This window comes from Spongiibacter marinus, assembly GCF_016906995.1.
GTDB lineage: Bacteria > Pseudomonadota > Gammaproteobacteria > Pseudomonadales > Spongiibacteraceae > Spongiibacter > Spongiibacter marinus.
In genome coordinates this window covers 332,038-357,047 of sequence record NZ_JAFBBD010000004.1, presented here as the reverse complement: position 1 = coordinate 357,047, position 25,010 = coordinate 332,038, and the positions used below count along the sequence as shown (strand labels likewise).

The window sequence follows — 25,010 nt, the reverse complement described above, 5'->3', positions numbered from 1 at the left end:
GTGGCGAAGTCAGTTTGGTGGCGGACGCTTGGTTTTGTGGTATTGGCGATTGTTGCGCAGTTTTCTCGGGCTGACGATCAGCACGCGCTCTGGCAAAGCCTGTTGTCCAAGCATGTCTATGTGGCTGAGGGTGGCTACGCGACAACGGTCGATTACAGCAGCTTTGCCAAAGACCGTGCCGTGCTTGCGCGTTACCTCGAAACGTTATCTGCGGTGTCGCCGGCGGAATTTGATCGCTGGTCAGAAGCGCGGCAGTTGGCTTTTTTGATCAATGCCTATAACGCCTGGACAGTGGAGCTGATTTTGCGCCATTACCCCGGCATCGATTCCATTCGAGAGATTGGTGGTTGGTTTCGCTCGCCCTGGAAGCTGTCGTTCTTTGACTTACTTGGCAAGCGTCGCAGTCTCGATGAGCTGGAGCATGAAATGATTCGAGAAAGTTACGCTGAGCCTCGCATTCATTTCGCGGTAAATTGCGCCAGCATCGGCTGTCCTGCGCTGGCCAGGGAGCCTTATCGAGGCGATGAACTGGAGCGCCAGCTGGAAGCCGCGACCCAGCGATTTTTATCAGATCGCCAGCGCAACGGCCTGAGCAAGGGGGCGTTACGGGTGTCGCCAATATTTGATTGGTACGAAGAGGATTTCGCCAAGGGCTGGCGAGGCTTAAATTCGCTGCCGGATTTTCTTGCCCATTATGGTAACGCGCTCGGTTTAAGCAGCGCGCAGCAACGTCAGTTGCGCAGTGGCGCCTTGCGCATTCGCCATACCGATTATAACTGGGCGCTGAATAAGCGTGACTGAGTCCAGCTGCCAAGGTCCGCCGTTGCTGTCGATCATCGTTCCTCTGCTCAATGAGCGGGCGCTGTTGCCTGCTGTGCTGCCCACCATTTTGCGCTTGCAGCAAAGCCACGGCGCCGTAGAGTGGCTGTTTGTCGATGGCGGCAGTGGCGATGGCTCTGTCGAGTATTTGCAAGCGCAGGGCTTGCGTGTCATTGCCAGTGATGCGGGCCGGGCTAGGCAAATGAATGCCGGGGCCGCGCAGGCGAGTGGAGCATGGTTGTTATTTTTGCATATCGATACGCTACTCAGCACAGAGGCGCTAACGGCGTTGCGCCGTCACTGCGAGGAGCGGCCGCCCGGCTGGGGACGATTTGATGTGCGAATACACGGGCGCTCGTCAATGCTAAAGGTGGTTGCAAGCATGATGAACTGCCGGTCACGCATTACCGGTATCGCCACCGGTGATATGGGCATTTTTGTCCACCGAGAGGTATTTGCGGCCGTGTCGGGTTTTCCGGAACAGCCGCTGATGGAGGATATCGAAATCAGTCGACGACTGAAGCGAACGGGCCGACCGTACTGTCTATCCCAGCCGGTAATTACCTCTGGGCGGCGCTGGGATGAAAAGGGCGTGTGGGCGACAATTCTGCTGATGTGGCGACTGCGAATTGCCTATTTTATGGGTCGTTCGGCCGACGATATTGCGCGCCGCTATTACGGTTAAGGCTAAGGAGGGAGGGGTGACAGTCACAGCAGTCAAAGTTTTCGCCAAAGCGCCCTTACCCGGTCGTGCCAAAACGCGCCTGGCTCCCGCCCTGGGGGAGAGGGCGGCGGCGAAAGTGGCGGAGTCGCTGTTGGCCTGGAATGCGCAGCTATGCTCACAGCTGCCACCGACAATGGCGGTGGAGTACCAGTTGAGCCCAGGGCCTGACGCGGCATGCTGGCAAGCGTTTCGCGGTTTGTCGGCTTTTTCCAGTGTCGAGCAAGGAGAAGGGGATCTGGGGCAGCGGATGGCGCGGGCGGCGTCGCGTGGCGTTCGCGAGGCAAGCGGGGTGATTTTGATTGGAACAGATTGCCCGTCGCTGACCGCCGCACATTTGCGCTGGGCCGAGAGTGCGCTGCAAAACGTTGACGCTGCGGTGATACCCGCTACCGATGGCGGCTATGTACTATTGGCCTTGGCCGGGGAATGTGCAGCCGTCTTTGACGGCGTGGCGTGGAGTACGGACAAGGTTCTTGCGCAAACACGTCGTCGTTTGGCTGATGCCGGCTTGCGCTGGCAGGAGCACACGCCGCTGCCCGACCTGGACGTCGCCTCGGACATTTCAGCACAGCCCGCGGCGTTTATTGAATGCTGCCCGCCGCTGCGCAGGTATAGGGAGCGTGTCAGTGGCTGAATGGGAGGGCGCGCTGCGCTTAGGGGTGTTTTCTAGCCTGTTTATCGTGCTGGCACTGCTGGAAGTGTGGCAGCCCTTTCGCAAGGCCTCTCGCCGCCGCTGGTTGGCGAACCTGGGCTTGTTGGCCATAGGCAGTGTCGCCCTGCGCGTTGTCTTTCCCTTGGCGGCCACCGGGGTTGCCCTCTGGGCGCAACAGCAATCCTGGGGGCTGTTGAATCAGATTGAGTGGCCAGCGCTGCTTGAAATTGTCATTTCCGTTGCGGTGTTGGACTGCGCAATATACTGGCAGCATCGCGTGTTTCACCGTCTACCCTGGCTGTGGCGGCTGCACAGCGTTCACCACGCCGATACGGCCTTGGATGTGACAACCGGGCTGCGGTTTCACCCCATCGAGCTGCTGCTTTCCATGGTGATAAAAAGCGTTTTCATTGTGGCGCTTGGCGCTCCGGCCTTGGCTGTGCTGATCTTTGAGGTGGTGCTAAATGCCTGCTCTATGTTCAACCACAGCAATATCGCCCTACCCAACACGTTGGAACACAGCCTGCGCCGGGTATTGATAACGCCCACTCTGCACCGCATTCACCATTCTCAGCGCGTTGAGGAAACCAACAGTAATTTCGGTTTTAGCGTGCCCTGGTGGGACCGGTTGTTTGGGAGTTTTCGGGCGCACGCCCGAGAGGGGGATGCGGCGGTGCGTTTGGGTCTGCCCGGCGCGCAGCAGCGGGCGGGGCAGTTGCTCGCGCTGCTTATTCTGCCGTTTCGTCGGGAAAGTAATGGGCCGAGGAGTAACACATGAACGCGCAGGGACGGTTGTTATCTCGATACTTGGCCGACCTTCCGCAGGGGCGCTTGGAGTGGATCGGCGTGCGCCCGGAGCGCAAGGCACCGATGGTCGTGGTGGAACAGTGCCAGGCGCTTGAGGGCATGGGCTTACAGGGCGACCGCCGTTTGCGCGGCCGCGCCGGTTCCGGTCGCCAGGTGTCACTAATCAGCCGAGAATTTATGCGTAGTATCGCAGCGCATTTGGGGAGAGACAGTGTCGACCCGGCCCTGCTGCGCCGCAACTTGGTTGTCTCAGGTATCAATCTCAATGCTCTGCGGTATCAGTATTTTCAAATTGGCGAGGCAATTTTCCAAGCCAATGCCCTTTGCCAGCCCTGCTCGCGGATGGAACAGGCCTTAGGAGACGGCGCCGTAGTGGCCATGCTCGGCTACGGAGGTCTTTGCCTGCGGGTGGTGCGTGGCGGTCGCGTTGCTGTGGGCGATGCATTAGTGCCGCTGCCTGAGTCCGCCTTGCCGAGCTCACTCTCGTGACTGACCGTGGCGACCCGCACCCTGACTAAAAGCCTTTGCGCCGCTCAGTGCTTCACCGGCCGCTAAGCTGGCTTTCCCCAGTGCAAATTCATTTTTCAGCGCGTCAGTTTCGGCCATGCTCCACTGCTCTAAAGCGCTGCGACGGTCGTTACGCATGCATTGCTGGGGAGTTTGAGCGATTTGTTGCGCCAGTGCCTTGGCACTGTCTAACAGCTGATTTTTTGGGACAACCCGATTGGCCAAGCCGAAGGCCAGCGCCTCATTAGCATCGACAGGCCTTCCGGTTAAAATCATGTCCATTGCGCGGCTGTGGCCAATCAGTCGTGGCAGTCTAACGGTGCCCCCGTCAATGAGCGGCACGCCGAACCGTCGGCAGAACACCCCGAATATGGCGTCCTCGGTGGCGACTCTCAGGTCACACCACAGGGCCAGCTCCAGGCCACCCGCCACGCAATAGCCATCAATGGCGGCGATTACGGGTTTTTGTAGCTGCATGCGACTGGGGCCCATAGGGCCGTCGCCGTCGTCGTCTAATGGGTTGTACCGCTCAGGGTCCTCACTGGAGAAGGCTTTCAGGTCCGCTCCGGCACAAAAGTGGCTGCCTTCGCCGCTGAGAATTGCCACTTTGCTCTCGGGGTCATTGTCGAAATTGCGCATTGCCAGGGCCAGGGCTCTGGCAGTAGGACCATCTACCGCATTGCGGTGGGCGGGTCGCCGTATACGGATGTGGCAAATATCTCCATCAGTGTGAGATGAAACGGGCGCGGTAATACTCATATTGGCGGTTTCCTGCATTTTTATTGAAATTTCAGCCAGATATTAGCGCAGCGACTTGTACATTGCGCGATGGCTCGGGTGTAATAACGCCAGCCTATATCAATGGAGTGATTAAAGGTGGCTAGACCTAGAGTAAGAGAAAGGCTGCTGGACGCGGCCTATATGCTACTGCGCGATGAGGGGGCGGGAGCGCTGACCACGCGCGGCGTTGCTGCAAAAGCGGGTACCACAGAAGCCAGCGTATTCAATAATTTTGGTGATAAAGCCGGGATGTTGCGGGCGCTGATCAACGAACGTCTACCGGAGCTGGTGGAAGCAAAAGACTGTGTTGAGCATGGATCCACCGAAGATCTGCGCCAGTGGCTGGAGTTGGTTTATCACCATGCTGAGCGATTTTATATTACCGGCGCGCCGCTGACGGCCTCGTTTTGGACGGGTAGTCATCGCGATAACAACGGCGGTGCACCCACCGATAATCTTTTCCTTGTCCACTATGCGCTGTGTCAGCGCCTGCAGCGTCTGCAGGAGGATGGGCGCATTGCCCGACAGGTGAATGCTCGCGCCATTGCCTACTTGTTGCTTGGCGCGGCGCTGCACAATGCATTAGACACCATTTCTCAGCGCTTTGGCTGTTCGTACTCTCCCGAGAGAGACGGTGGCGAGGCCGCCACGGCTAAGGCAACTATCGACAGTGTGCACCGTATGCTCGTCGCATGATGTGTTGGCAGGGCAGTGGAAATGGGGCAATAATGGGCGGCTTTAGCCGCCTTTTTATTGGTGGCTCGTTACGTGTTTCACATACTAAGAGGGATAACAATGGGACCGCTTCACGGGCTGCGTATTATCGAGATAGAAGGTTTAGGGCCTGCCCCCTTCGCGGGGATGATGTTTGCCGACATGGGGGCTGAAGTTATCTCGGTTACGCGACGGTCATTGGCTGAAGGCGTCCAGCCTCAAAACAGCATTAGCGAGCGGGGCAAAAAATCGATCGCCTTGAATCTGAAAGATCCGCGGGCGGTTGAGGCCCTGCTGAATTTATGTGAAACGGCCGATGCCTTAATTGAAGGCTTTCGCCCCGGTGTCGCCGAGCGCTTGGGTATCGGCCCCGAGGAGTGTATGGCTCGCAACCCCAAGCTGGTATACGGCCGCATGACGGGCTGGGGGCAGACCGGGCCTCTCTCTCAGGCAGCTGGCCACGATATCAATTACATTTCTTTATCCGGCGCCCTGCACGGGATTGGTCGTGCGGGTGACAAACCGGTCCCCCCCTTAAACCTTGTAGGCGACTTTGGTGGCGGCGGCATGTTTTTGGCGTTTGGCGTGGTGTCGGCCATGCTCGAAGCACAGCGCAGCGGTGCTGGCCAAGTGGTGGATGTGTCGATGGTTGAGGGCTCCGCGGCGCTGATGCATATGATGTACAGCTATTTGAATACCGAGGCCTTCAACTGGCAGGACGAGCGCGGCGTGAATGTGCTGGATACTGGGGCGCATTTCTATGAGGTGTATGAAACCCAAGATGGTAAATATCTGTCGGTGGGGCCCATCGAGCCACAGTTCTATCAACTGTTCAAAGAAAAGATCGGCCTGGACGAGGATACCTTTGGCGGTCAGTTTGATGTGGCCCGCTGGCCGGAACTGAAGGAAAAACTGGCGGCGGTGTTCAAGACGCGTACGCGCGATGCCTGGTGTGAACTATTGGAGGGCACAGATGCCTGTGTCGCGCCGGTATTATCGATGCGCGAGGCCCCGCTGCACCCTCACAATAAAGCCAGGGAAAGTTTTGTCGAGGTCGGCGGCCATGTTCAGCCCGGTCCTGCACCGAAGTTTAGCCGCTCCCGCCCTGAGGTCCCCCAGCCAGCGCCGCGCCAAGGGCAGCACACCGACGAAGTACTGGCCGAGGCCGGTTATGATCGGGCGCAATTGGCGGCGTTGCGAGCGGAAGGCGTATTGACCTAAGCACGCCGGAGTCATAGGTATTGCTGCTCTCCTGCAGGCCCGAATATTGGGGCTGGTATGCTTCTCGCATGGCATCTATAGTGAATAGACAGCTGGCTGTTCGGCCCGTATCAACGGGCTTTTGATACGCTGTGCCGGGCGCTTGCCAGCGCCACAGGAGAGGCCGCAATGGTTTCCATACACCCGGAATTGCTGCGCATTACTGATGCGATTGCACACCGCAGTCGCGATTGCCGTGCAGCGTACCTGAGTCGTCAGCGTCGGACAGGGGGGCAACAGCCCGATCGCCAGCAGCTCAGTTGTGGCAACCTTGCCCACGGTTTTGCCGCCTGCGACAGTACTGACAAAGCGCGCATTCGGCTGATGGAGTCGGCCAATGTCGGTATTGTCACGGCCTACAACGATATGTTGTCGGCTCACCAACCCTTTCGCGATTACCCAGAGCGCATAAAAAACTACGTTCGAGAGCTCGGTTGCACCGCCCAGGTGGCCGGTGGTGTGCCGGCGATGTGTGACGGTGTCACCCAGGGGCAGGCGGGCATGGAACTGAGCTTGTTCAGTCGTGATGTGATTGCCCAGGCAACGGCGGTGGCGCTTTCCCATCAGATGTTTGACGCCGTATTGTGCCTGGGCATTTGCGACAAAATTGTCCCCGGTATGCTTATCGGTGCCTTGCATTTTGGCCATTTGCCGACCCTGTTTATTCCGGCTGGCCCGATGCCCAGCGGTATTCCAAATAGCGAGAAGCAGCGCGTTCGCCAGTTATTTGCCGAGGGCAAAATAGATCGCGAGGCCCTGCTCGACGCCGAGGCTGCGTCTTATCACAGCGCCGGCACCTGCACCTTTTACGGTACTGCCAATAGTAACCAGCTAATACTTGAGGCCCTTGGCTTGCAATTGCCGGGCGGGTCTTTCGTCAACCCGGGGTCGGCGCTGCGCGAAGCGCTTACCGGCGAGGCCGCTCAGCATATCTGCAAAATAAGCCGCGCTGGCCCGCGATGCCGCCCGCTGGCCGAGGTGATTGATGAGCGCTCGATCGTTAATGCCATGGTGGTTTTACTCGCCTCTGGTGGATCGACCAATCACGGCATACATATACCGGCGATAGCGCGAGCGGCCGGCGTGTTAGTGAATTGGGATGACTTGGATGCGCTGTCGCGGCTTGTCCCGCTGTTGGTGCGCGCCTACCCAAACGGTGAGGCGGATATCAATCATTTTCACGCCGCGGGGGGCAGCGGGCTGCTGTTCTCTGAGCTGTTAAACGCCGGCTTATTGCATGGCGATGCCAGAACGATGTGGGCGGAGACGCTGAGCGATTATGTATGTGAGCCCTACCTGGAACAGGGCGAGCTGCGCTGGCGGCAGGCTGCCGAGAAAAGCTTGGACACCGACGTTATTGCGTCGATGAGTTCGCCATTCGATGCCGAGGGCGGGCTCAGGCTGGTAACAGGGAATCTCGGGCGCGCGTTAATCAAAGTGTCAGCGGTACCCTCTTCACGGCGCAAGATTCGCGCGCCGGCGCTGGTTATTCAAAGCCAGGATGACTTGCAAAGCCGCTTTCGTGCCGGGGAATTAGACAAAGACTGTGTGGTCGTGCTGCCTTATCAAGGGCCACGTTCCAATGGTATGCCTGAATTGCACAAACTCACGCCGCTGCTTGGCGTTTTGCAGGACCGCGGTCACCGCGTGGCGTTGCTTACCGACGGCAGGATGTCTGGCGCCTCGGGCAAGGTGCCAGCTGCGATTCACCTTTCGCCCGAAGCGGCAGCCGGTGGAGCGATTGCGCGGCTGCGCGATGGCGATGAGGTCGTCATCGATGCCGACGCAGGCGAATTGAATTGCCTGGTCGACGAGCACGAGTGGGCCTCGCGTACGCCGCTGGCATCTACGGTGGCGACGGACGGGGTCGGCCGGGAAATGTTTGCCGGGGTACGCCAGCAGGTGACCAGCGCGGAAATGGGAGCCTCGGTGCTATTTACAAGCGAAGAGGGGCGTAGCCATGAGTAACACAATGATGCAGATTGTCAGCCGCGCGCCGATTATTCCGGTATTGAGCGTGCCCCGCCCGGAATACGCAGAGCCGTTGGCTATCGCCTTGCGTGATGGTGGCCTGCCGGTACTGGAAGTGACGCTGCGAACATCGGCGGCGCTGGAAGCGATAGATGTGATTCGACAGCGGGTCGACGGCGTGTGCGTTGGTGCCGGAACGCTGTTGAACGCGCACGATGTAAAGCGGGCGCGCGCGGCGGGGAGTGAGTTTCTTGTTACGCCCGGCGCGACCGAGGCGTTGATGGCTTGCTGTGCCGACAGTGACTTGCCCTATATGCCTGGGGTCGCCACCGCGACGGAGGCGATACGCTGTCTGGAGCAGGGCATAGATCTTGTGAAGTTTTTCCCCGCCGAGGCGATGGGCGGAGCGAAGGTTTTGCAGGCGCTTGCCGGGCCGCTGCCAATGATGCGTTTTTGTCCAACGGGCGGTGTCAGTCTGGACAATATGGCGGACTACCTGGCCCTGCCATCAGTGGCCTGTATGGGAGGGTCGTGGATCGCGCCGCCAGCGCTTCAGGCAGAGGAAAACTGGCCGGCCATTCGCGAGCGAGCGACTGTGGCAGCCAAGCGTGCACAGACCTTGCGGGCATCGATGGGGGTGAATGGTGAGTAATGATTGCGACTTGCTGATATTCGGTGCCGCTGGCGACCTCTCGGGGCGTAAGCTCTATCCAGCACTTTTTCAGCTGCACTGCGCGGATCTGTTGCCTGCTGATATGCGCATTATCGGTTTAGCGAGGCGCCACCAGGATCGGCAGCAATTTCTGGAGGCGATCAAACATCGTGTGGCCCAGGCCAGTGAGGGCGATCCTGCCGCCGAACAGTGGGCGGGCTTTTGTCAGCGCTTGGACTACTGTTGTATCGACTTCGGTAAGAGCGAAGAATACCAGCAGTTGGCGGCGCAACTGTCGCCGGGGCGGCGCGCCATATTTTATCTGGCAACGCCACCCAGTTTGTTTGGCCCGATATGCGAGAAGCTCGGCGCCAATGCGCTTATCGACCCGCAAAGCCGTCTGGTACTTGAAAAGCCCGTTGGCCAGGACCTTGCCAGTTGCCAGGCCGTAAACGAGACGGTTGCGCAGTTTTTCAGTGAAGAGAATATCTATCGCATTGATCATTACCTCGGCAAAGAAACGGTGCAGAACCTGCTGGTGCTGCGCTTTGCGAACCGTTTTATCAATGCCCAGTGGGACCAAAGCTGTATCGATCATATCCAGATTACGGTGGCGGAAACCGTCGGCATAGAGGGGCGTTGGTCCTACTACGACGGTGTCGGGCAGCTGCGCGATATGGTGCAAAACCATTTGATGCAATTGCTCTGTTTAGTGGCGATGGAGCCGCCAAATGCCATGACGGCGGAGAGCATCCGCGACGAAAAGGTCAAAATTATGCGCGCATTGCGCCGCATCGATGCTGCCAGCGTCGGCGCGCACGCGGTGCGTGGCCAGTATGCTCAGGGCTGGTACCGTGGAGAGGCGGTGCCCGCCTACATGGAGGAAACCGATAGTGATGGGGCGGAAAGCGATACCGAAACCTTCGTAGCAATTAAAGCGCATATCGATAATTGGCGATGGGCCGGGGTGCCATTTTATCTGCGCACGGGTAAACGGATGCCGGAAAAATTGACGGAGATCGTGATTACCTACAAAAGCCTGCCGCACAATATCTTTTCCACTGGCGAAAATATCCCCAATCGACTGGTGATCCGCCTTCAGCCGAATGAAGGGATTGAGATGCAGATGGTATCCAAGATGCATAGCCTCAAGAATAAAATGGCCCTGGCTCGCCAAAATTTGAACTTGGATTTCCTCGGGTCGTCGGGCATGAACCGTATCCCCGATGCCTACGAGCGGCTGTTTTTGGATGTCATTAATGGCGACCCTTCGCTTTTTGTCGGCCGCGAAGAGGTTGAGGAGGCCTGGCAGTGGTGTGATGCACTGATCCAGGCGTGGCAGAGCCAGGCCATGCCAGTATCGCACTACCATGCTGGGTCGTGGGGGCCCGCTAAGGCCGAGCTGCTGATCGAGAGAGATGGACGGAGCTGGCATGAATGAGCACCTGTTAGAGCGGCGCCTCAATCAAGTAGGGGCAAGGCTGTTGAGCTTCAGCTGCCGTGAGTCTCAGGCCGCGGCATTGTGTGACGACCTCAGTCTGGCGCTGGCGGCGGGTATTCGCGTTAGCGGGGCGGCAAGCCTCGTCCTGCCCGGCGGCACCACGCCCGAGCGTCTGCTGGAACTGCTGGCCGATGAGGCTGTGGAGTGGTCGAAAGTGACCGTGACGCTCTCCGATGAGCGCTGGGTCGATAGTGATAACCGCGATAGTAATGAACGGCTATTGCGGGAGCGGCTGTTTCGCGGGCCAGCGGCTGCGGCGCACTTCGTACCACTTAAGTCGCCGCACACTGAGTCAGCCGAACAAGACGCTGCCCTTGCGAACCTAACCTTAGGCGCCATGCCCAGCTTTGATCGCGTCGTATTGGGCATGGGTAGTGACGGACACTGCGCCTCATTGTTTCCCGACAGCCCGCAGCTCGACGCGGCTTTGGATATGGCTTCTGCACTGCCGTGTATGGCGCTGGAAACCGCCGCGAGCCCCTACCCGCGATTGAGCTTGACACTGCCGCGTTTACTCAATTGCAGCGAATTGGTGCTGCAAATCTGCGGTGAGGAGAAGCGGCACGTACTGGAGCGGGCACTGTATGCTGATCACGCTGCCCCGGTTGCCGCCCTGTTCGGGCAGAATGTACCGATCAGCGTGTACTGGGCACCTTGATGGTCGGTTAGGCTAAATAGCTTGATCTCTGGCTTAGCCGTTTGTTTTCTTGTTAAAATCTGGCGCTTTTCGTCCTCAGCATGGGGAAATGACATTGGCGGAACAGGCAATAGCACAAGAGTTGGTGCGCGAACATCTGGCCCGGCTCAACGAGCCCTCGACGCGTCCTGCAGCGGAGCGCGATGCTCTGCGGGCGCGTATTAAAGCGCTGCTCAAGGCGAGAGACGCGGTGTTGGTCGCTCACTATTACACCGACCCCGAACTGCAGTCGCTGGCAGAAGAAACCGGTGGCTGCGTGTCGGACTCGCTGGAGATGGCGCGTTTCGGTCGCGACCATCCGGCGTCGATGTTGATCGTCGCTGGCGTGAAGTTCATGGGGGAGACGGCGAAAATTCTGTCACCCGAGAAAACGGTATTGATGCCGACTCTGGAGGCGACCTGCTCGCTGGATATTGGCTGCCCGGCAGATGAGTTTTCCGCTTTTTGCGACGCCCACCCCGATCGCACTGTCGTGGTCTACGCCAATACCTCTGCGGCGGTGAAAGCCCGAGCAGACTGGGTCGTCACCTCTAGTATTGCGCTGGACGTTGTGGACTACCTGGACAGTCAGGGAGAGAAAATTCTCTGGGCACCGGATAAACACCTCGGTGACTATGTGCAGCGTGAGACCGGCGCAGATGTGCTGCTCTGGGATGGCGCATGTATTGTCCATGAAGAGTTTAAAGCGCAGGGTATTCTCGACCTGAAACAGGTGTATCCCGATGCGGCGGTATTGGTGCATCCGGAGTCTCCGGCGAGCGTTGTTGCGCTGGCTGACGTGGTCGGTTCAACGACGCAGATCATCAATGCGGCGCGTGACTTGCCCAACCCGCAAATGATCGTGGCGACGGATCAAGGTATTTTCTACAAGCTCCAACAGTTGGTGCCGGACAAGGAGTTTGTGATCGCACCAACGGCTGGCAGCGGCGCTACCTGTCGCAGTTGTGCAAATTGCCCTTGGATGGCGATGAACGCACTGGAAAATCTGGCTGAGGTGCTGGAGAACGGCGGTAATGAAGTATTTGTCGAGCCTTCGCTCGGTGAGAAAGCCATGAAACCGCTGACCCGTATGTTGGACTTTGCCGCTGCAAACAAGCCCTGAGCTCACTGGTCGAAGCTAAGGTTACCCCGTCAAGGGATAAGGCCATCCACACTGTTGCTAACAGGCCGCAATTTGCTGCGGGCTTTTAGGGCCTGTTCACACTAATCCGATTATTACTGTTGTGGCTAAAAAAGCACCAATCTAGGCGCGAAGAGCGTAGTTTGGTTATTCCAAATAAGCGATGAGCAACGACGAGTGGTGCTTTTTTAGCCGCAACCCATAGGGCTGGGGCCATTTTTGCCCCCAGCGTTGTTGCCAGCCACTTGTTTAGAGTGACTAAACGGCGCGTCTGGCGCCTAGCTGGAGGCAAAAATGACCTCCAGCAGTGACAATTGGATTAGTGTGAACAGGCCCTAGCGTCCCTGAAATTCTTTGAGTTGTTTCTTCAGCTCGTCAATATCGCGCAGTCGCTCGGTGATTTTCCCCTGAAGTATTTGATTGCTTCCGCTCTGCTTGTGCGCGTAATGTAATTGGCTGGCAGCGCGCTCGAGCTGGGCGGTGAGGATAAAATACTCTGCCCTTGCCAGATGCACGCCGAGAATATTCCCCGCCAGGCCTCTGACTTCCGCCAATCGGTACCAGATTTTTGGATCGTTCTGCCGCCTTGAGCTCAATGCGGTAAGCACGTCGTCGGCTTGGCGAAAGCGCTGTGCTTGCTCCAAGGCATCAGCCAGATGAAAGCTCAGCGGATAGTTGTCCGGATTGAGCGCCAGTGCGCTGCGCAATAAATCGATGGCGGGGTCGTAGGCTTTCTGCCCAAGCAAGATGTCTGCACGGGCAAGGATATAGGCAATGCGCTGGGGGTCGTCGTCAATCAAGTCGTCGAGCTGGTCGCTGGCTTCCTGCCAGCGCTCCATCTCAGTAAGCGCGAGCACGATGCCGTAGCGGCGTGCTTCGCCATTGGCGCCTTGTTCATCCTTCCATCGCTGCAACAGGCTCTCCATTTTTTCAGTGTGATGGACGGTTGCCCGCATTTTCATAAGCTGGAAATTTAAGTTGTCGGTGTAGACCTGCCGAGGGTAGTTGCGAGCACGGTTTTTGCTATCGCTAATTCGGTTCTCTGTCAGTGGGTGAGTCAGCAGAAATTCGGGCGGCTTGGCCCGCGCAAAGCGCAAGTTGGCATTCATGTTCTCAAACATTGAGGGAATGCCATTGGGGTCCATGTTGGCTCGGGCGAGGGTTTCCATGCCGACGCGGTCGGCCTCTTGCTCGTGCTGGCGGCTAAAACGCAGCTGGTTTTCAAGCGCCGCTGCCTGACTCGCCGCAATGGCGGCAATGCCCGCATCGGAGCCGGTTGTCGCCGCCAGAATGATCCCCGCTAACATGCCTGCCATGCTGGGAATACTCGCTTCGCGGGCCTTGTCGATGGAGCGGCTGAAATGGCGTTGGCTCAAGTGGGCAATCTCGTGGGCGAGTACGCCGGCAAATTGGGCCTCGTTATCACTGAACAGGAAAAGACCGGTATGCACGCCGATAACGCCGCCAGGCACGGCAAAAGCGTTGATGGTGCTATTGTCGACAACGACAGTTTCTAAGTCGCGCTGTTTCAGTTCGCTATTGGCGGCCAGCGTGTAAAGCAAGGACTCAACATAGCTTTGCAGCTGTGGGTCGCCGAGGGTTTTCACTTGTGTGCGGAACATTCTCAACCACATTCTGCCCAGCTGGTATTCCTGCTTAGCCGAATACGGTGAGGCATCGACTTCGCCTAGCTCTGGAAGCTGGCTACTGGTGTCCCTCATCGGCTGGGCCACTGCCGCGCTGCACAGTAGGATGGCGATAAGGGCGTGTAATAATGTTCGTACCACAATGGTGTCCTTGTTTGGTGCCACCGTATAGGTAGCCGGGTTCGCCGATATAGATCATACAAGTGATAAAGGCTCAGACCTATTAAAGCGCAAAAAGTGCGTCAGTGGCATTCTGTCGCCCCCGGCTGGGGCGCTATACTGCCGGCATTTTCAGAAAGAGGTATGCTATGAGCGAGATACACTGTCGAGTGGATGCGCGTCAGTTGGACTGCCCGCTGCCGTTGCTAAAAGCCAAACAAGCATTGAACCGGATGGCGAGCGGCGAGGTCGTAGAGGTGCTGGCAACTGACGTCGGTTCACAGCGGGATTTTGCCGTGTTCGCTGCCCAGAGCGGCAATACGCTGTTGCTCGATGAAGAGCGTCATGGGGAGTTTAGGTACCTACTCCAGAAGAAATAGCCGCTGAGCGCACCGGGCGGATGATCTAGGTTTACGAGAAAAAGGACAACCACATGCTTGGAATGGTTCGCAATTGGTTTAATCGCATCTTTGCCGAAGAAGAAACGGTAGTGTTGCTGATTATTCTTGCCGCGATTCTGTTGTTGATCCTCAGCATCGGCAATGTCCTGATCCCCATTATTGCCAGTGTCGTGCTGGCCTTTATGATGCAGGGCGTGATCGCCCGAATGTCGGCGCTGGGCGCCCGGCGGTGGCTCGCGATTGCCGTCGCGTACGGTATTTTCCTAACGGTGTTTTTTGGTGTGCTTATGCTGCTGTTGCCGTTGGTATGGCAGCAGCTGGTTACGCTGATACAAGAGCTGCCGTCGATGCTGCGAAAGCTGCAGCAGGCGCTGATGGTATTGCCTGAGCGCTCGGAGGTGTTTACCGAGGCGCAAATTCGGGAGTGGATGACGCTGGCAACCACGGAGATTGGTTCGCTGGGGCAGTACTTGGTGTCTTTTTCTCTTGCGCAGCTGCCCAATGTTGTTGGTTTGATGATCAATATAGTGCTGATTCCCATTCTGGTGTTTTTCTTTCTCAAGGATAAGCAGCTGATCCTTGAGTGGTTGTCGGGTTTTCTGCCGCGTCGCCGACCTTTACTTCGCGCCGTTTGGTTGGAAATGAACGATCAAGTCGCCAATTACGTACGCGGTAAAGCAATTGAGATCGTGATCGTCGGTGTGGCTTCTTACATTTCGTTCTCGCTGATGTCGTTAAACTATGCCGCGCTGCTGGCGTTGGCAGTGGGCTTGTCGGTAGTGATTCCCTATATCGGTGCGGCCGTGGTGACATTGCCCGTCGTATTGGTGGGGTATTTGCAGTGGGGATGGGGCGGGGAGTTTTTTACCCTGTGCATTGTCTATGGAATCATTCAAGCGCTGGATGGCAATGTGCTGGTGCCGCTGCTGTTTTCCGAAGCGGTGAATATGCACCCCGTGGCGATTATTGTTGCCGTGTTGGTATTCGGCGGAATTTGGGGAATGTGGGGAGTGTTTTTTGCGATCCCACTGGCGACTTTAGTGAAGGCGATTCTGTATTCCTGGCCGCGACCTCACACCGTGGGTAACGAAGCGGAAGCCCCCAGCGAGCAAGCATCGTTGTAATTGACTCTGTAAGGAAATATTTGTGCGCGTTCTGCAACATGTCACCGTCGCTATTCTACTTATTGCTATTTCTGCCTGCGCGGCACTTACCCGCGACGCCTCGCTGCCTGGTCAGGGCGAAAGCATCATCAAGCCGGATACCGAGCAGCGCAGCTTTCGCTATCTGCGGTTGGATAACGGTCTCAAAGTATTATTGGTGTCTGATCCGGGCGCAGATAAAGCGGGTGCATCGCTGGATGTGAATGTCGGCAGCCGCCAAGACCCTCGTGACTATCAGGGCTTGGCGCATTTCTTGGAGCATATGCTGTTTCTGGGCACGCGTGCCTACCCAAAGGCGGGCGACTACCAAGCCTACATTACGGCAAACGGAGGCAGTCACAACGCCTTCACCAGTTTTGAGCACACCAACTATTTCTTCGACGTTAAGGCGGATGCGCTTGAAGGCGCCCTGGACCAGTTTTCCCAGTTCTTTGTCGCACCGCTGTTCAACGCCAATTACGTGCAGCGTGAAGTCAATGCGGTGGAGTCTGAATATCGCGCCAGACTGCGCAACGATCGCCGCCGGGAGCTGGCGGTGTTTAAAGAGCAGTTAGCGCCGCAGCATCCATTTAGCAAATTTTCAGTAGGCAATTTGCAAACCTTGCAGGCGGATCGCGAGGCGGCATTGCGAGAGCAATTGCTGGCGTTTTACCAGCGTTACTACTCAGCGAATATCATGAGCCTGACGGTGGTCGGGCGAGAGTCTCTGGCGGAGCTGGAGTCGATGGTGCGCGCGCGGTTTAGTGCGATTGAGAATCGCGAGGTGAATATCGAGCCGATCACTCAGCCGCTGTTCGAACCGCAGGCGCTGCCACGCTGGGTGACGATACAGCCAGTGCAAACGGAGCGGCGGCTGTCTATTCAGTTTCCGGTGGTTGATGCCAGCCCCCACTGGCGGGATAAGCCGCTGTCGTATATTGCGAACCTGCTCGGTCACGAGGGCAAGGGCAGTCTGTTATCGGCGCTTAAGCGCGCAGGCTGGGCCGATGGCTTGAGCGCCGGTCAGAGCTTGGATATGCAGGGCCAGGCAATGTTTGGTGTCAATATTGCGTTGACCGAAGCCGGCATGGAGCACCTCGATAGTATTGTCCAACAGGTTTTTGCCTATGTGCGGCTGATTGATGAACAGGGTATTCAGGCCTGGCGGTACCGAGAGCAAAGCCAGCTCGCAGCGCAACAATTTCGTTTTCGCAACCGTCGAAATTTGACAGAGGAATTGGTGCAATTTTCCTCGGCGCTTCAGCAGTACCCGCCAGCGAAGGTATTGCGGGCGGCCTATGTAATGACGTCCTTCCGGCCGGAATTGATACGGGAATACCTGCGCAGTATGACCCCGGACAAGGCGTTTATTACGCTTGTTGCGCCGGGTGTCGATACCGACCGCCGCGAGCAGCGTTATGACGTGCCCTGGAGTGCGCGCGACATTGATGCGCAGCAACAACAGCGCTGGCGTGAGGCCGAGCCAGCGGGGCTGCATTTGCCAGCCAGTAACCCCTACATTGCTGATACCTTTACTCTGAAGGACGATGCTGCTGCAAACGACCAGCCAAGGTTGGTGGACAATGCGCCTATCGACGGCGTGTGGTTGTACAACGACGATCAGTTTGATGTGCCCAAAGGCCGCAGTTATCTCTTGCTGGAGACGCCTGCAACGCGAGACTCGTCCTCGGCAGCTGCCGCCACCGAACTGTGGTTGCGCATGGTCAGTGATCAGCTGAACGAAGAGGCCTATGCCGCACAATTGGCGGGCTTAGATTACAGCTTATCGAGCAGTTGGCGCGGTGTTGAGTTGCGCTTGGGAGGGTTTGACCAGAAGCAGGCAGAGCTGCTTTCTCAGGTGCTGAATACCCTGCGTCACGTCGACTGGGATGAGCAGCGTTTTGCCCGCATTAAGCAGCAGCGCCTGCGCGAGTTGCAAAATGTTCGGCGCCGTTCACCCTATCAGCAACTTTTTGCCGAACTGCCGCGCTTGCAGCAGCGACAGGAGCCCGCCCTCGAGTCTCTGCTATCAGAGACCGAAGCGCTGGGGCTTGCCGATGTTGCGCGCCAGGCTGAGCGGGTGCTGGCGGCCTTTCGCTATCAGGTGTTGCTCCACGGTAACTTCACCCAAGCGGACGCGCTGGACACGGTTGCGCAAATGATGCGAGCGCTCCCGCAAACGTCGCTGAGCACACGGCCGCAGCAACAGATTGTTAAGCTACCTGCGGGGAACGCGCTGGCGATTGTGCCCGCCGAGCACAACGATGCTGCGCTACTTCAGTATGTGCAGGCGCCTGATCAGGGAAAAATGGCCAGGGTTGCTTTGGGCTTGGCGGCGCAGATCATGAGTGCTGACTTTTATCATCAACTGCGCACCGAGAAACAGCTCGGCTACATTGTTAATGCGGGTGTATACCCCCAGCGAAATGTGGGTGGCTTATTCTTCCTGGTGCAGTCACCGGTTGCTGACGCGGCGATGCTGGCCAAGGAGATCGACGGGTATATCGACGCCTGGATTGAAAATGGCGTTGATGAACAAACTTATGAGCAGTTCCGGGCGACGTTGATAAGTAAGTTAGCGGAGCAGCCGGAAAACCTGTGGGAGGCGGCAGACCGCCATTGGCGGGATCTGTTGGAAGGGTATTCGGGTTTTGACAGTCGAGACCAGTTAATCGCTGCGCTGACGGGGCTGGAGTATACACAGTGGTGGTCGCTTATGCGTCAAACCCTGCACGATGCAAACCGTCGCAGCTTGCTAGTGACGGTGCCAGGGCAGTGGCCGTCGGCATTGCCTGCTGGGGAGTCGCGCGCAGTGCTTGATAGGGCGGGAGTTTATTCCTTCGACTAGTATAAGTACTTGTTTTTATAGAGGTGAAACTATTTATTCATAATAAAAATGTCTAGATTTTCTTGATTTATGGCGACAGGGCTGCGATGATTTCCGCGGCTCTGAAAGTGCATAGGCTTTCAGGGGCCCGAATTCTCATCGGCAGTTCTGCCCGACCCACAAGGTGGGGCAGCGCCAGATAGGCCAGGTGATCACCGTCACCAACGGCAGGCACACCCCGATTATTGATCATGGTCGGTGCGCCCGTTGACGCGGAACACATTCGAGCAAATCGCTTGCTGGTCTAGGCAGCCCACGGTATTGATAAGGACTGTGATATGTACCAAGACCCTGATTTGCGTGAAGATCTCGATCCACAGGAAACCCAAGAATGGCTGGAAGCACTGGATGGCGTGCTTAGCCATGCGGGTAGAGCACGCGCCGCTTTTCTCCTGAAATATTTGGCGAAGCATGCTGCGCGCCAGGGAACCCAACTCCCAGCGGCCATCACCACCTCATTTCGCAATACCATCGAACCTCGCGATGAAAAACGCATGCCCGGCGACTTGTTTATGGAGCGCAAAATTCGCTCGTTAATACGCTGGAATGCGCTGGCAATGGTAATGCGGGCCAACGACAACGATGAGGGCTTGGGTGGCCACATCTCCAGCTTTTCCTCTTCCGCGACCCTTTACGATGTGGGCTTTAATTACTTTTTCCGCGGCGGTGATAAGGCCGATCTGATCTACTATCAGGGCCATAGTTCGCCGGGTATGTATGCGCGTTCATTCCTGGAGGGGCGTCTCTCGGAGCAGCAGCTCGACAGCTTCCGCCGCGAGGTCGACGGCGATGGCTTGTCGTCGTATCCGCACCCCTGGTTAATGCCGGACTACTGGCAATTCCCCACCGTTAGCATGGGCCTGGGTCCCATTCAGGCAATCTACCAAGCCCACGTAATGAAGTACCAACAGAGCCGAGGGCTGGTCGATCACGGCGATCGGAAAGTGTGGTGTTTTATGGGCGATGGCGAGTGCGACGAGCCTGAGTCTCTCGGCGCAATTGCTCTGGCGGGGCGCGAGCAGCTCGATAATTTGTGCTTTGTGATCAACTGTAACCTTCAGCGCCTGGACGGCCCAGTGCGCGGCAATGGCAAAATTATCCAGGAACTGGAAGGGGTGTTCCGCGGCGCGGGCTGGAATGTCGTCAAGGTCATTTGGGGGCGCCACTGGGATCAGCTGCTGGAAAAAGACAAAACCGGCCTGTTGCGCCGTCGCATGAATGAAGTGTGTGATGGTGAGTTGCAGAACTACAAAGCCAACGGCGGGGCCTATACTCGCAAGCACTTCTTCGGGAAGTATCCAGAGTTGCTGGAGCTGGTTGAAGACCTCTCTGACGACGAAATTATGTACCTGAATCGCGGTGGCCACGACCCTTATAAAGTCTACGCTGCCTACGCCAATGCCCGAGAAACCAAAGGCCAGCCTACCGTGGTACTGGCAATGACGGTTAAAGGCTACGGCCTGGGTAGCGGCGGCGAAGCGCAAAACGAAGCGCATTCAGTGAAAAAGCTCGACTTGGATGAGCTGAAAAAATTCCGCGACCGCTTTGCCGTGCCGATTCCCGACGATGAACTGAAAAATGTCCCCTACTATCGGCCGCCGGAAGACAGCCCGGAAATGGTGTATATGCACAAGCGCCGCGAGGAGCTGGGGGGGTATTTGCCGGCGCGACAGGCTGACTTCGATGCCTTGGATGTACCGTCGCTGGAGAAATTTTCCGCGCAGCTGAAAAACACCGGCAAGCGAGAAGTGTCGTCGACAATGGCCTTTGTTCGCATGCTATCGACCCTGGTTAAGGACAAGGCCGTGGGCGAGCGTATTGTGCCGATTGTGCCAGACGAAGCGCGAACCTTCGGTATGGAGGGTATGTTCCGCCAGCTGGGCATATATTCTTCTCAGGGGCAGCGCTACACCCCCCACGATGCCGACCAAATTATGTATTACAAAGAGTCCAAGGACGGACAAATTTTGGAGGAGGGTATCACCGAGGCCGGCGCCTTCTCTGCGTGGTTGGCGGCGGCAACCTCCTATGCGAATCACCGCTATCCAATGGTGCCGTTTTACATTTTTTACTCCATGTTCGGCTTTCAGCGCATTATGGATTTGGCCTGGGCTGCCGGTGACTCTCAGGCGCGCGGTTTCCTGATCGGTGCAACATCGGGGCGTACCACCCTCAATGGTGAAGGCTTGCAGCACCAGGATGGCCACAGCCACTTAATGGCCAATATGATCCCTAACTGTGTGTCCTACGACCCAACGTATTCTTACGAGTTGGCGGTGATTATTCAGGACGGCATGCGGCGCATGTATGCCGAGAAGGAAAATGTTTTCTATTACATCACCACGATGAACGAAAACTACTACCACCCCGATATGCCCGAAGGCAGTGAAGAGGGCATTATCAAGGGAATCTACAAACTCAAAGGCAGCACCGTTAAGAAGCCCAAGCTAAAGGTTCAGTTATTGGGCAGTGGCACCATCTTGCGTGAAGTTGAAGCGGCCGCTGAGCTGCTGAAATCCGATCACAAAGTGGAAGCGGATATCTGGAGCGCCACCAGCATTAACCAGCTGTATCGCGACGGCATGGAGTGTGACCGATGGAATTTGCTTCACCCTGAAGACTCGCCACGCAGTGCGTATGTTAGTCAGCAGCTCAATGCGCAGTCCACGCCGGTTATTTGTGCAACGGATTATATTAAAGCCTACGGTGAACAGCTGCGCCCATATATTGATGGCCGCTATGTGGTGCTGGGTACCGACGGCTATGGTCGCTCTGACACGCGAGCGAAATTGCGCGAGCACTTTGAGGTGGACCGTTATTACGTGACGGTCGCGGCCCTAAAGGCGCTGAGTGATGAGGGCAAAATTGCTGCCTCTGTCGTGAGCAAGGCCATTGCAGACTACGGCCTGGATGCTGAAAAAATTAGCCCGATGCACCGCTAATACGAGGAGTTTTCTGTGACAAAAGAAACGATCAAAATCCCAGACCTCGGCGGTGGTGAAGGCGTTGAGGTAATCGAAGTCTGCGTTGCTGTTGGCGATGTTGTCGAGCAGGAAGACTCCCTGCTGGTTTTAGAATCTGACAAGGCGTCGATGGAAGTTCCTGCGCCAAAGTCTGGCAAAGTCGTGTCGATTGCTATGTCGGTAGGCGATAGCGTTTCCGAGGGGGATGCCATTCTCGAGCTGGAAGTGGCTGAGGGCAGCGATGAGCCTGCTTCGGAATCAGCGGCCGAGTCGGCACCCGAGCCCGACGCTGCAGCCGAGCAAACGTCAGCCGCTGACGACGACACTGACGGTGGTAACGATACTGCTGGTGCTGCGCAGCCTGCGTCGACAGCGGAGCGCACCGAAACCGTTAAGGTGCCAGATGTTGGCGGTGGTGAAGGTATCGAAGTTATCGAACTGTGCGTTGCCGAAGGCGATGAGGTGAATGAAGGTGATTCACTGATCGTGCTGGAGTCAGACAAGGCCTCCATGGAGGTTCCTGCACCGTTCACGGGTGTGGTCAGCGCGATGTTGATCAAGGTAGGTGACGCTGCCAGTGAAGGTACGGCGATCGCAGAAATGCGTGTCGCAGGGGCGAACTCAGTGAGCGACGCGAAGGCTGAGCAAACAGCCGCGCCAGCGGAAAAGGCCGATGCACCGATGAGTGCCGAGCCCGAGCCAAAAAACGAAGCCTCGACCGCTGCGCGCGAGGGCGCCAGCACCAGCTCACCGTCGCCTGCGCCAGCTGCACCAGGGGAGCAAGTATATGCTGGCCCCGCGGTGCGTAAATTGGCGCGCGAGTTTGGTATTGATCTGAGCAAAGTGTCCGGCAGCGGCCCGCGCAAGCGCATCGTTAAGGAAGACCTGCATGCCTATGTTAAGCAGTTGGCGAAAGTGCCCGCAGCGGCAGCTGGCGGCGGCATCGAGCCGATTCCTGATGTCGATTTTGCCAAGTTTGGCGAGGTGGATATTCAGCCCTTAAGCAAGCTGGATAAACTGACCGCGGCCAATATGCACCGCAGCTGGTTGAATCTTCCTCATGTGACGCAGTTTGATGATGCAGATATCACTGAGCTTGAGGACTTCCGTCGCGAGATGAAAAAAGAGGCTGAGCAGCGCGGTGTGAAGTTAACGCCTCTGCCCTTTTTGTTAAAAGCGGCGGCTGCTGCGTTGCGCGGCAATGCCAAGTTCAACGCTTCCCTCAGTGCCGATGGTGAGAGCATTGTCTACAAGCACTATGTTCATATTGGTATGGCCGTGGACACGCCAGCAGGGCTCGTTGTGCCGGTGATTCGCGATGTCGATAAAAAGTCGCTTTGGGAGCTGGCGGAAGAAACCGCTGAGCTGGCCAAGAAAGCCCGAGAGCGGAAGCTTAAACCTGCGGACATGCAGGGCGGCTGCTTCACCATTTCCAGCCTGGGCAATATCGGCGGTACTGGTTTTACTCCCATTATCAATGCGCCGGAAGTCGCGATCCTGGGGGTTTCCAAGCTGGCCGTAAAACCCGTTTGGGATGGTGATAGTTTCCAGCCGCGCAAATTGCTGCCGCTGTCCCTGTCATATGACCACCGGGTGATAAACGGCGCGGATGCCGGCAAGTTCTTTACCGAACTGGCGCAAATGCTGGCCGATATTCGGCGGCTGCTGCTGTGACACGCCCGCTCTAGTCATTTCGGAGGATGCATCTGCAGCCGCGGTCTGTCAGCCTATGCGGCCGTTGGTAGACACAATAATAGGAATCCATTGTGAAGCAGGATAAACGCATCATTCTCGTTACTGGCGCCAGTCGCGGCGCGGGCAAGGGCATTGCGCTGGCGCTGGCCAAACCGGGGTCGACAATCTACGTGACTGGCCGCACTCAGTCCGAGGGTGATGCGGCCTTGCCGGGCACCGTCTATGCCACTGTCGAAGCCATAGAGGAGAGAGGTGCAAAGGCCATCCCCTTAATTTGTGACCACCGGGACGATGAGCAGGTACGCAAAGCGCTGGCTGTGATTGAAGCCGAGCAGGGACGTTTGGATATTCTCGTCAACAATGCCTTGCTGGTGCCCGAGGGCTTGACCCTGCCGGGGCCGTTTTGGGAAAAGCCGCTGGCGTTGCAGGATATTCTCAATGTTGGGCTGCGCTCTAGTTATGTGTCGTCGTACTACGCGGCGCCACTGCTGCTAAAGAGCGCAAAGGGGCTGGTGGTGAATACCTCCTCAGCGGGAGGGCGCTGCTATATGCACGGCCCGGCCTACGGTGCCGGGAAGGCGGGTGTGGATAAAATGGCCCATGACATGGCCGTGGATTTTCGCTCACATGGCGTCGCCGTTGTGTCGCTGTGGATGGGGTTGCTGAAAACCGAACGCAGTATGCAGGTCTTCGACGCGCAACCCGAACTCTACGCCGATGCGGTGGCGGCGGCCGAATCGCCTGAGTTTCCCGGTTTGGTGATAGACGCGCTGTACCGCGATGCAGCATTGATGTCGCGCAGTGGCAAAGTCTTCTACGCGGCAGAGCTGGCCGAGGAATACGGGCTGGTGGACATTGATGGCAAGCTGCCCCCGTCGCCGCGTGCCATGTTGGGTAAGCCCCCCAAATTTAATGACGCGATCGTGGAGTGAGCCGGAAAAGCTGTCATCCGTTTGGGGGATTAGTGTCTCGAAGGCCCTTCTATAAAATTTACACCACAAAAATAGCTCTCGGCAGGCGCTTTCTCTGCGCCTGCTCGGGCACATCATGTTTTTCTGTTTACCTGGGGGCGGGCAGCCATGAGTCAAATCGTAGCGGGATTACCCGAGGGGCAGTATGTCACCCTCGACAATGGCCACCGCATTCACTACCTGGATCAGGGTGACGGGCCTGTCGTGGTATTTCTGCACGGCAGCGGCAGCGGCGCCAGTGGGCACAGCAACTTCAAATACAACTACCCGTGGTTTGTTGAGCAGGGCTTCCGAGTGGTGGTGCCCGACCTGATAGGTTATGGGTATTCCGATAAGCCTGATGACGTTGACTACCCGCTGGACTTTTTCGTCGAGTGTGTTCACCAAACGCTGCGCCACATTGGCGTGGAGCAATACTGCCTGATCGGTAATTCCTTGGGTGGAGCCATTGCGCTGAAATACACCCTCGACTACCCAGAGCGGGTTAGTAAGCTGGTGCTGATGGCGCCCGGCGGAATAGAGCAACAGGCCGACTACTTTCATATGCCCGGCATGCAGATTATGAAAGAGGTTTTTACCTCTGGGCCGATGGCGCCAGAGCGCTTGGAAGACTTTATTCGTCGCGGCCTGGTGTTTGATGATGCCGTGGTCGACGAGCAGTTGGTCAACGAGCGCTGGGGAATTTTTCAGCAACAGAACAGCCAGGTTATCACCACCATGACGGTGCCCGATATGACCGAGAGGCTGGGTGAAATCACCTGTCCAACCCTGGCATTCTGGGGCGTCAATGAGCAAATGATGCCCGAGACCGGCATTATGAAATTGGCGAAAGGCATCGCTGATATTCGCCTTACGTTGGTGTCGCGCTGCGGGCATTGGGTAATGGTGGAGCACCGCGAGCTTTTCAATCGCCAAACCCTCGACTTTTTGCAGAACGGATAA

General features: G+C 57.2%; 21 protein-coding genes. 19 read left to right on the top strand and 2 right to left on the bottom strand.

Annotated elements, in window-relative coordinates; all coding sequences use genetic code 11:
- The 5 genes from HNR64_RS08240 to HNR64_RS08225 are packed head-to-tail and all read left to right on the top strand — an operon-like array spanning position 1 to position 3,491.
- Positions 1–801: a DUF547 domain-containing protein gene (locus HNR64_RS08240; protein WP_338061835.1), complete on the top strand. Its 801-nt coding sequence runs from the start codon at positions 1–3 to the stop codon at positions 799–801.
- A complete protein-coding gene (locus HNR64_RS08235) occupies positions 794–1,504 on the top strand; it encodes a TIGR04283 family arsenosugar biosynthesis glycosyltransferase (RefSeq protein WP_338061834.1) in 711 nt (236 codons plus the stop codon). Before HNR64_RS08240 ends, HNR64_RS08235 begins: the two co-directional genes overlap by 8 nt.
- Before the next feature lie 16 nt (positions 1,505–1,520).
- Positions 1,521–2,177, top strand: a complete 657-nt coding sequence (locus HNR64_RS17135) for a TIGR04282 family arsenosugar biosynthesis glycosyltransferase (RefSeq protein ID WP_338061833.1) — start codon at positions 1,521–1,523, stop codon at positions 2,175–2,177.
- Positions 2,170–2,973, top strand: coding sequence for a sterol desaturase family protein (locus HNR64_RS08230; protein WP_338061832.1), 804 nt, complete (start codon positions 2,170–2,172; stop codon positions 2,971–2,973). The genes HNR64_RS17135 and HNR64_RS08230 overlap by 8 nt, the downstream gene beginning before the upstream one ends.
- Positions 2,970–3,491 (top strand): MOSC domain-containing protein, encoded by a 522-nt coding sequence (locus HNR64_RS08225; protein WP_204996013.1) that lies wholly within the window; start codon positions 2,970–2,972, stop codon positions 3,489–3,491. The genes HNR64_RS08230 and HNR64_RS08225 overlap by 4 nt, the downstream gene beginning before the upstream one ends.
- On the opposite strand, the gene HNR64_RS08220 is transcribed toward HNR64_RS08225, so the two are convergent.
- A complete protein-coding gene (locus HNR64_RS08220) occupies positions 3,480–4,268 on the bottom strand; it encodes a crotonase/enoyl-CoA hydratase family protein (protein ID WP_204996012.1) in 789 nt (262 codons plus the stop codon). The two genes, HNR64_RS08225 and HNR64_RS08220, sit on opposite strands and share 12 nt — an antisense overlap.
- Before the next feature lie 117 nt (positions 4,269–4,385).
- Between HNR64_RS08220 and HNR64_RS08215 the strand changes: the two genes are divergently transcribed.
- From HNR64_RS08215 to nadA, 7 genes are all read left to right on the top strand, one after another.
- Complete coding sequence (locus tag HNR64_RS08215) at positions 4,386–4,985, top strand: TetR family transcriptional regulator (RefSeq protein WP_204996011.1); 600 nt, start codon at positions 4,386–4,388, stop codon at positions 4,983–4,985.
- A gap of 99 nt (positions 4,986–5,084) precedes the next feature.
- Complete coding sequence (locus HNR64_RS08210; protein ID WP_204996010.1) at positions 5,085–6,224, top strand: CaiB/BaiF CoA transferase family protein; 1,140 nt, start codon at positions 5,085–5,087, stop codon at positions 6,222–6,224.
- 168 nt (positions 6,225–6,392) lie between these two features.
- On the top strand, positions 6,393–8,231 hold the full coding sequence (gene edd, locus HNR64_RS08205) for a phosphogluconate dehydratase (RefSeq protein ID WP_204996009.1): 1,839 nt from the start codon (positions 6,393–6,395) through the stop codon (positions 8,229–8,231).
- A complete protein-coding gene (locus tag HNR64_RS08200) occupies positions 8,224–8,886 on the top strand; it encodes a bifunctional 4-hydroxy-2-oxoglutarate aldolase/2-dehydro-3-deoxy-phosphogluconate aldolase (protein WP_239547695.1) in 663 nt (220 codons plus the stop codon). The genes edd and HNR64_RS08200 overlap by 8 nt, the downstream gene beginning before the upstream one ends.
- Complete coding sequence (gene zwf, locus HNR64_RS08195) at positions 8,876–10,327, top strand: glucose-6-phosphate dehydrogenase (RefSeq protein ID WP_204996008.1); 1,452 nt, start codon at positions 8,876–8,878, stop codon at positions 10,325–10,327. Before HNR64_RS08200 ends, zwf begins: the two co-directional genes overlap by 11 nt.
- Positions 10,320–11,045: a 6-phosphogluconolactonase gene (gene pgl / locus HNR64_RS08190; protein ID WP_204996007.1), complete on the top strand. Its 726-nt coding sequence runs from the start codon at positions 10,320–10,322 to the stop codon at positions 11,043–11,045. Before zwf ends, pgl begins: the two co-directional genes overlap by 8 nt.
- An 88-nt stretch (positions 11,046–11,133) precedes the next feature.
- Complete coding sequence (gene nadA / locus HNR64_RS08185) at positions 11,134–12,186, top strand: quinolinate synthase NadA (RefSeq protein ID WP_204996006.1); 1,053 nt, start codon at positions 11,134–11,136, stop codon at positions 12,184–12,186.
- Between the two features lie 353 nt (positions 12,187–12,539).
- Here the strand turns inward: nadA and HNR64_RS08180 are convergent, their stop codons facing one another.
- A complete protein-coding gene (locus HNR64_RS08180; RefSeq protein ID WP_204996005.1) occupies positions 12,540–13,991 on the bottom strand; it encodes a M48 family metalloprotease in 1,452 nt (483 codons plus the stop codon).
- Positions 13,992–14,158: 167 nt separating this feature from the next.
- Between HNR64_RS08180 and HNR64_RS08175 the strand changes: the two genes are divergently transcribed.
- The 7 genes from HNR64_RS08175 (at position 14,159) to HNR64_RS08145 (ending at position 25,010) form a co-directional block, all read left to right on the top strand.
- Positions 14,159–14,389 (top strand): sulfurtransferase TusA family protein, encoded by a 231-nt coding sequence (locus HNR64_RS08175; protein WP_204996004.1) that lies wholly within the window; start codon positions 14,159–14,161, stop codon positions 14,387–14,389.
- Between the two features lie 53 nt (positions 14,390–14,442).
- Positions 14,443–15,534, top strand: a complete 1,092-nt coding sequence (locus HNR64_RS08170) for an AI-2E family transporter (protein WP_204996003.1) — start codon at positions 14,443–14,445, stop codon at positions 15,532–15,534.
- A gap of 22 nt (positions 15,535–15,556) precedes the next feature.
- Positions 15,557–18,400 (top strand): insulinase family protein, encoded by a 2,844-nt coding sequence (locus HNR64_RS08165; protein ID WP_204996002.1) that lies wholly within the window; start codon positions 15,557–15,559, stop codon positions 18,398–18,400.
- Between the two features lie 335 nt (positions 18,401–18,735).
- Positions 18,736–21,381 (top strand): pyruvate dehydrogenase (acetyl-transferring), homodimeric type, encoded by a 2,646-nt coding sequence (aceE, locus tag HNR64_RS08160; RefSeq protein ID WP_204996063.1) that lies wholly within the window; start codon positions 18,736–18,738, stop codon positions 21,379–21,381.
- Between the two features lie 15 nt (positions 21,382–21,396).
- Positions 21,397–23,076 carry a dihydrolipoyllysine-residue acetyltransferase gene (aceF, locus tag HNR64_RS08155; protein WP_204996001.1) on the top strand — a complete coding sequence of 560 codons (1,680 nt, stop codon included), beginning with the start codon at positions 21,397–21,399 and terminating at the stop codon, positions 23,074–23,076.
- 92 nt (positions 23,077–23,168) lie between these two features.
- Positions 23,169–24,029: an SDR family NAD(P)-dependent oxidoreductase gene (locus HNR64_RS08150; protein WP_286695926.1), complete on the top strand. Its 861-nt coding sequence runs from the start codon at positions 23,169–23,171 to the stop codon at positions 24,027–24,029.
- A gap of 147 nt (positions 24,030–24,176) precedes the next feature.
- Complete coding sequence (locus HNR64_RS08145; RefSeq protein WP_204996000.1) at positions 24,177–25,010, top strand: alpha/beta fold hydrolase; 834 nt, start codon at positions 24,177–24,179, stop codon at positions 25,008–25,010.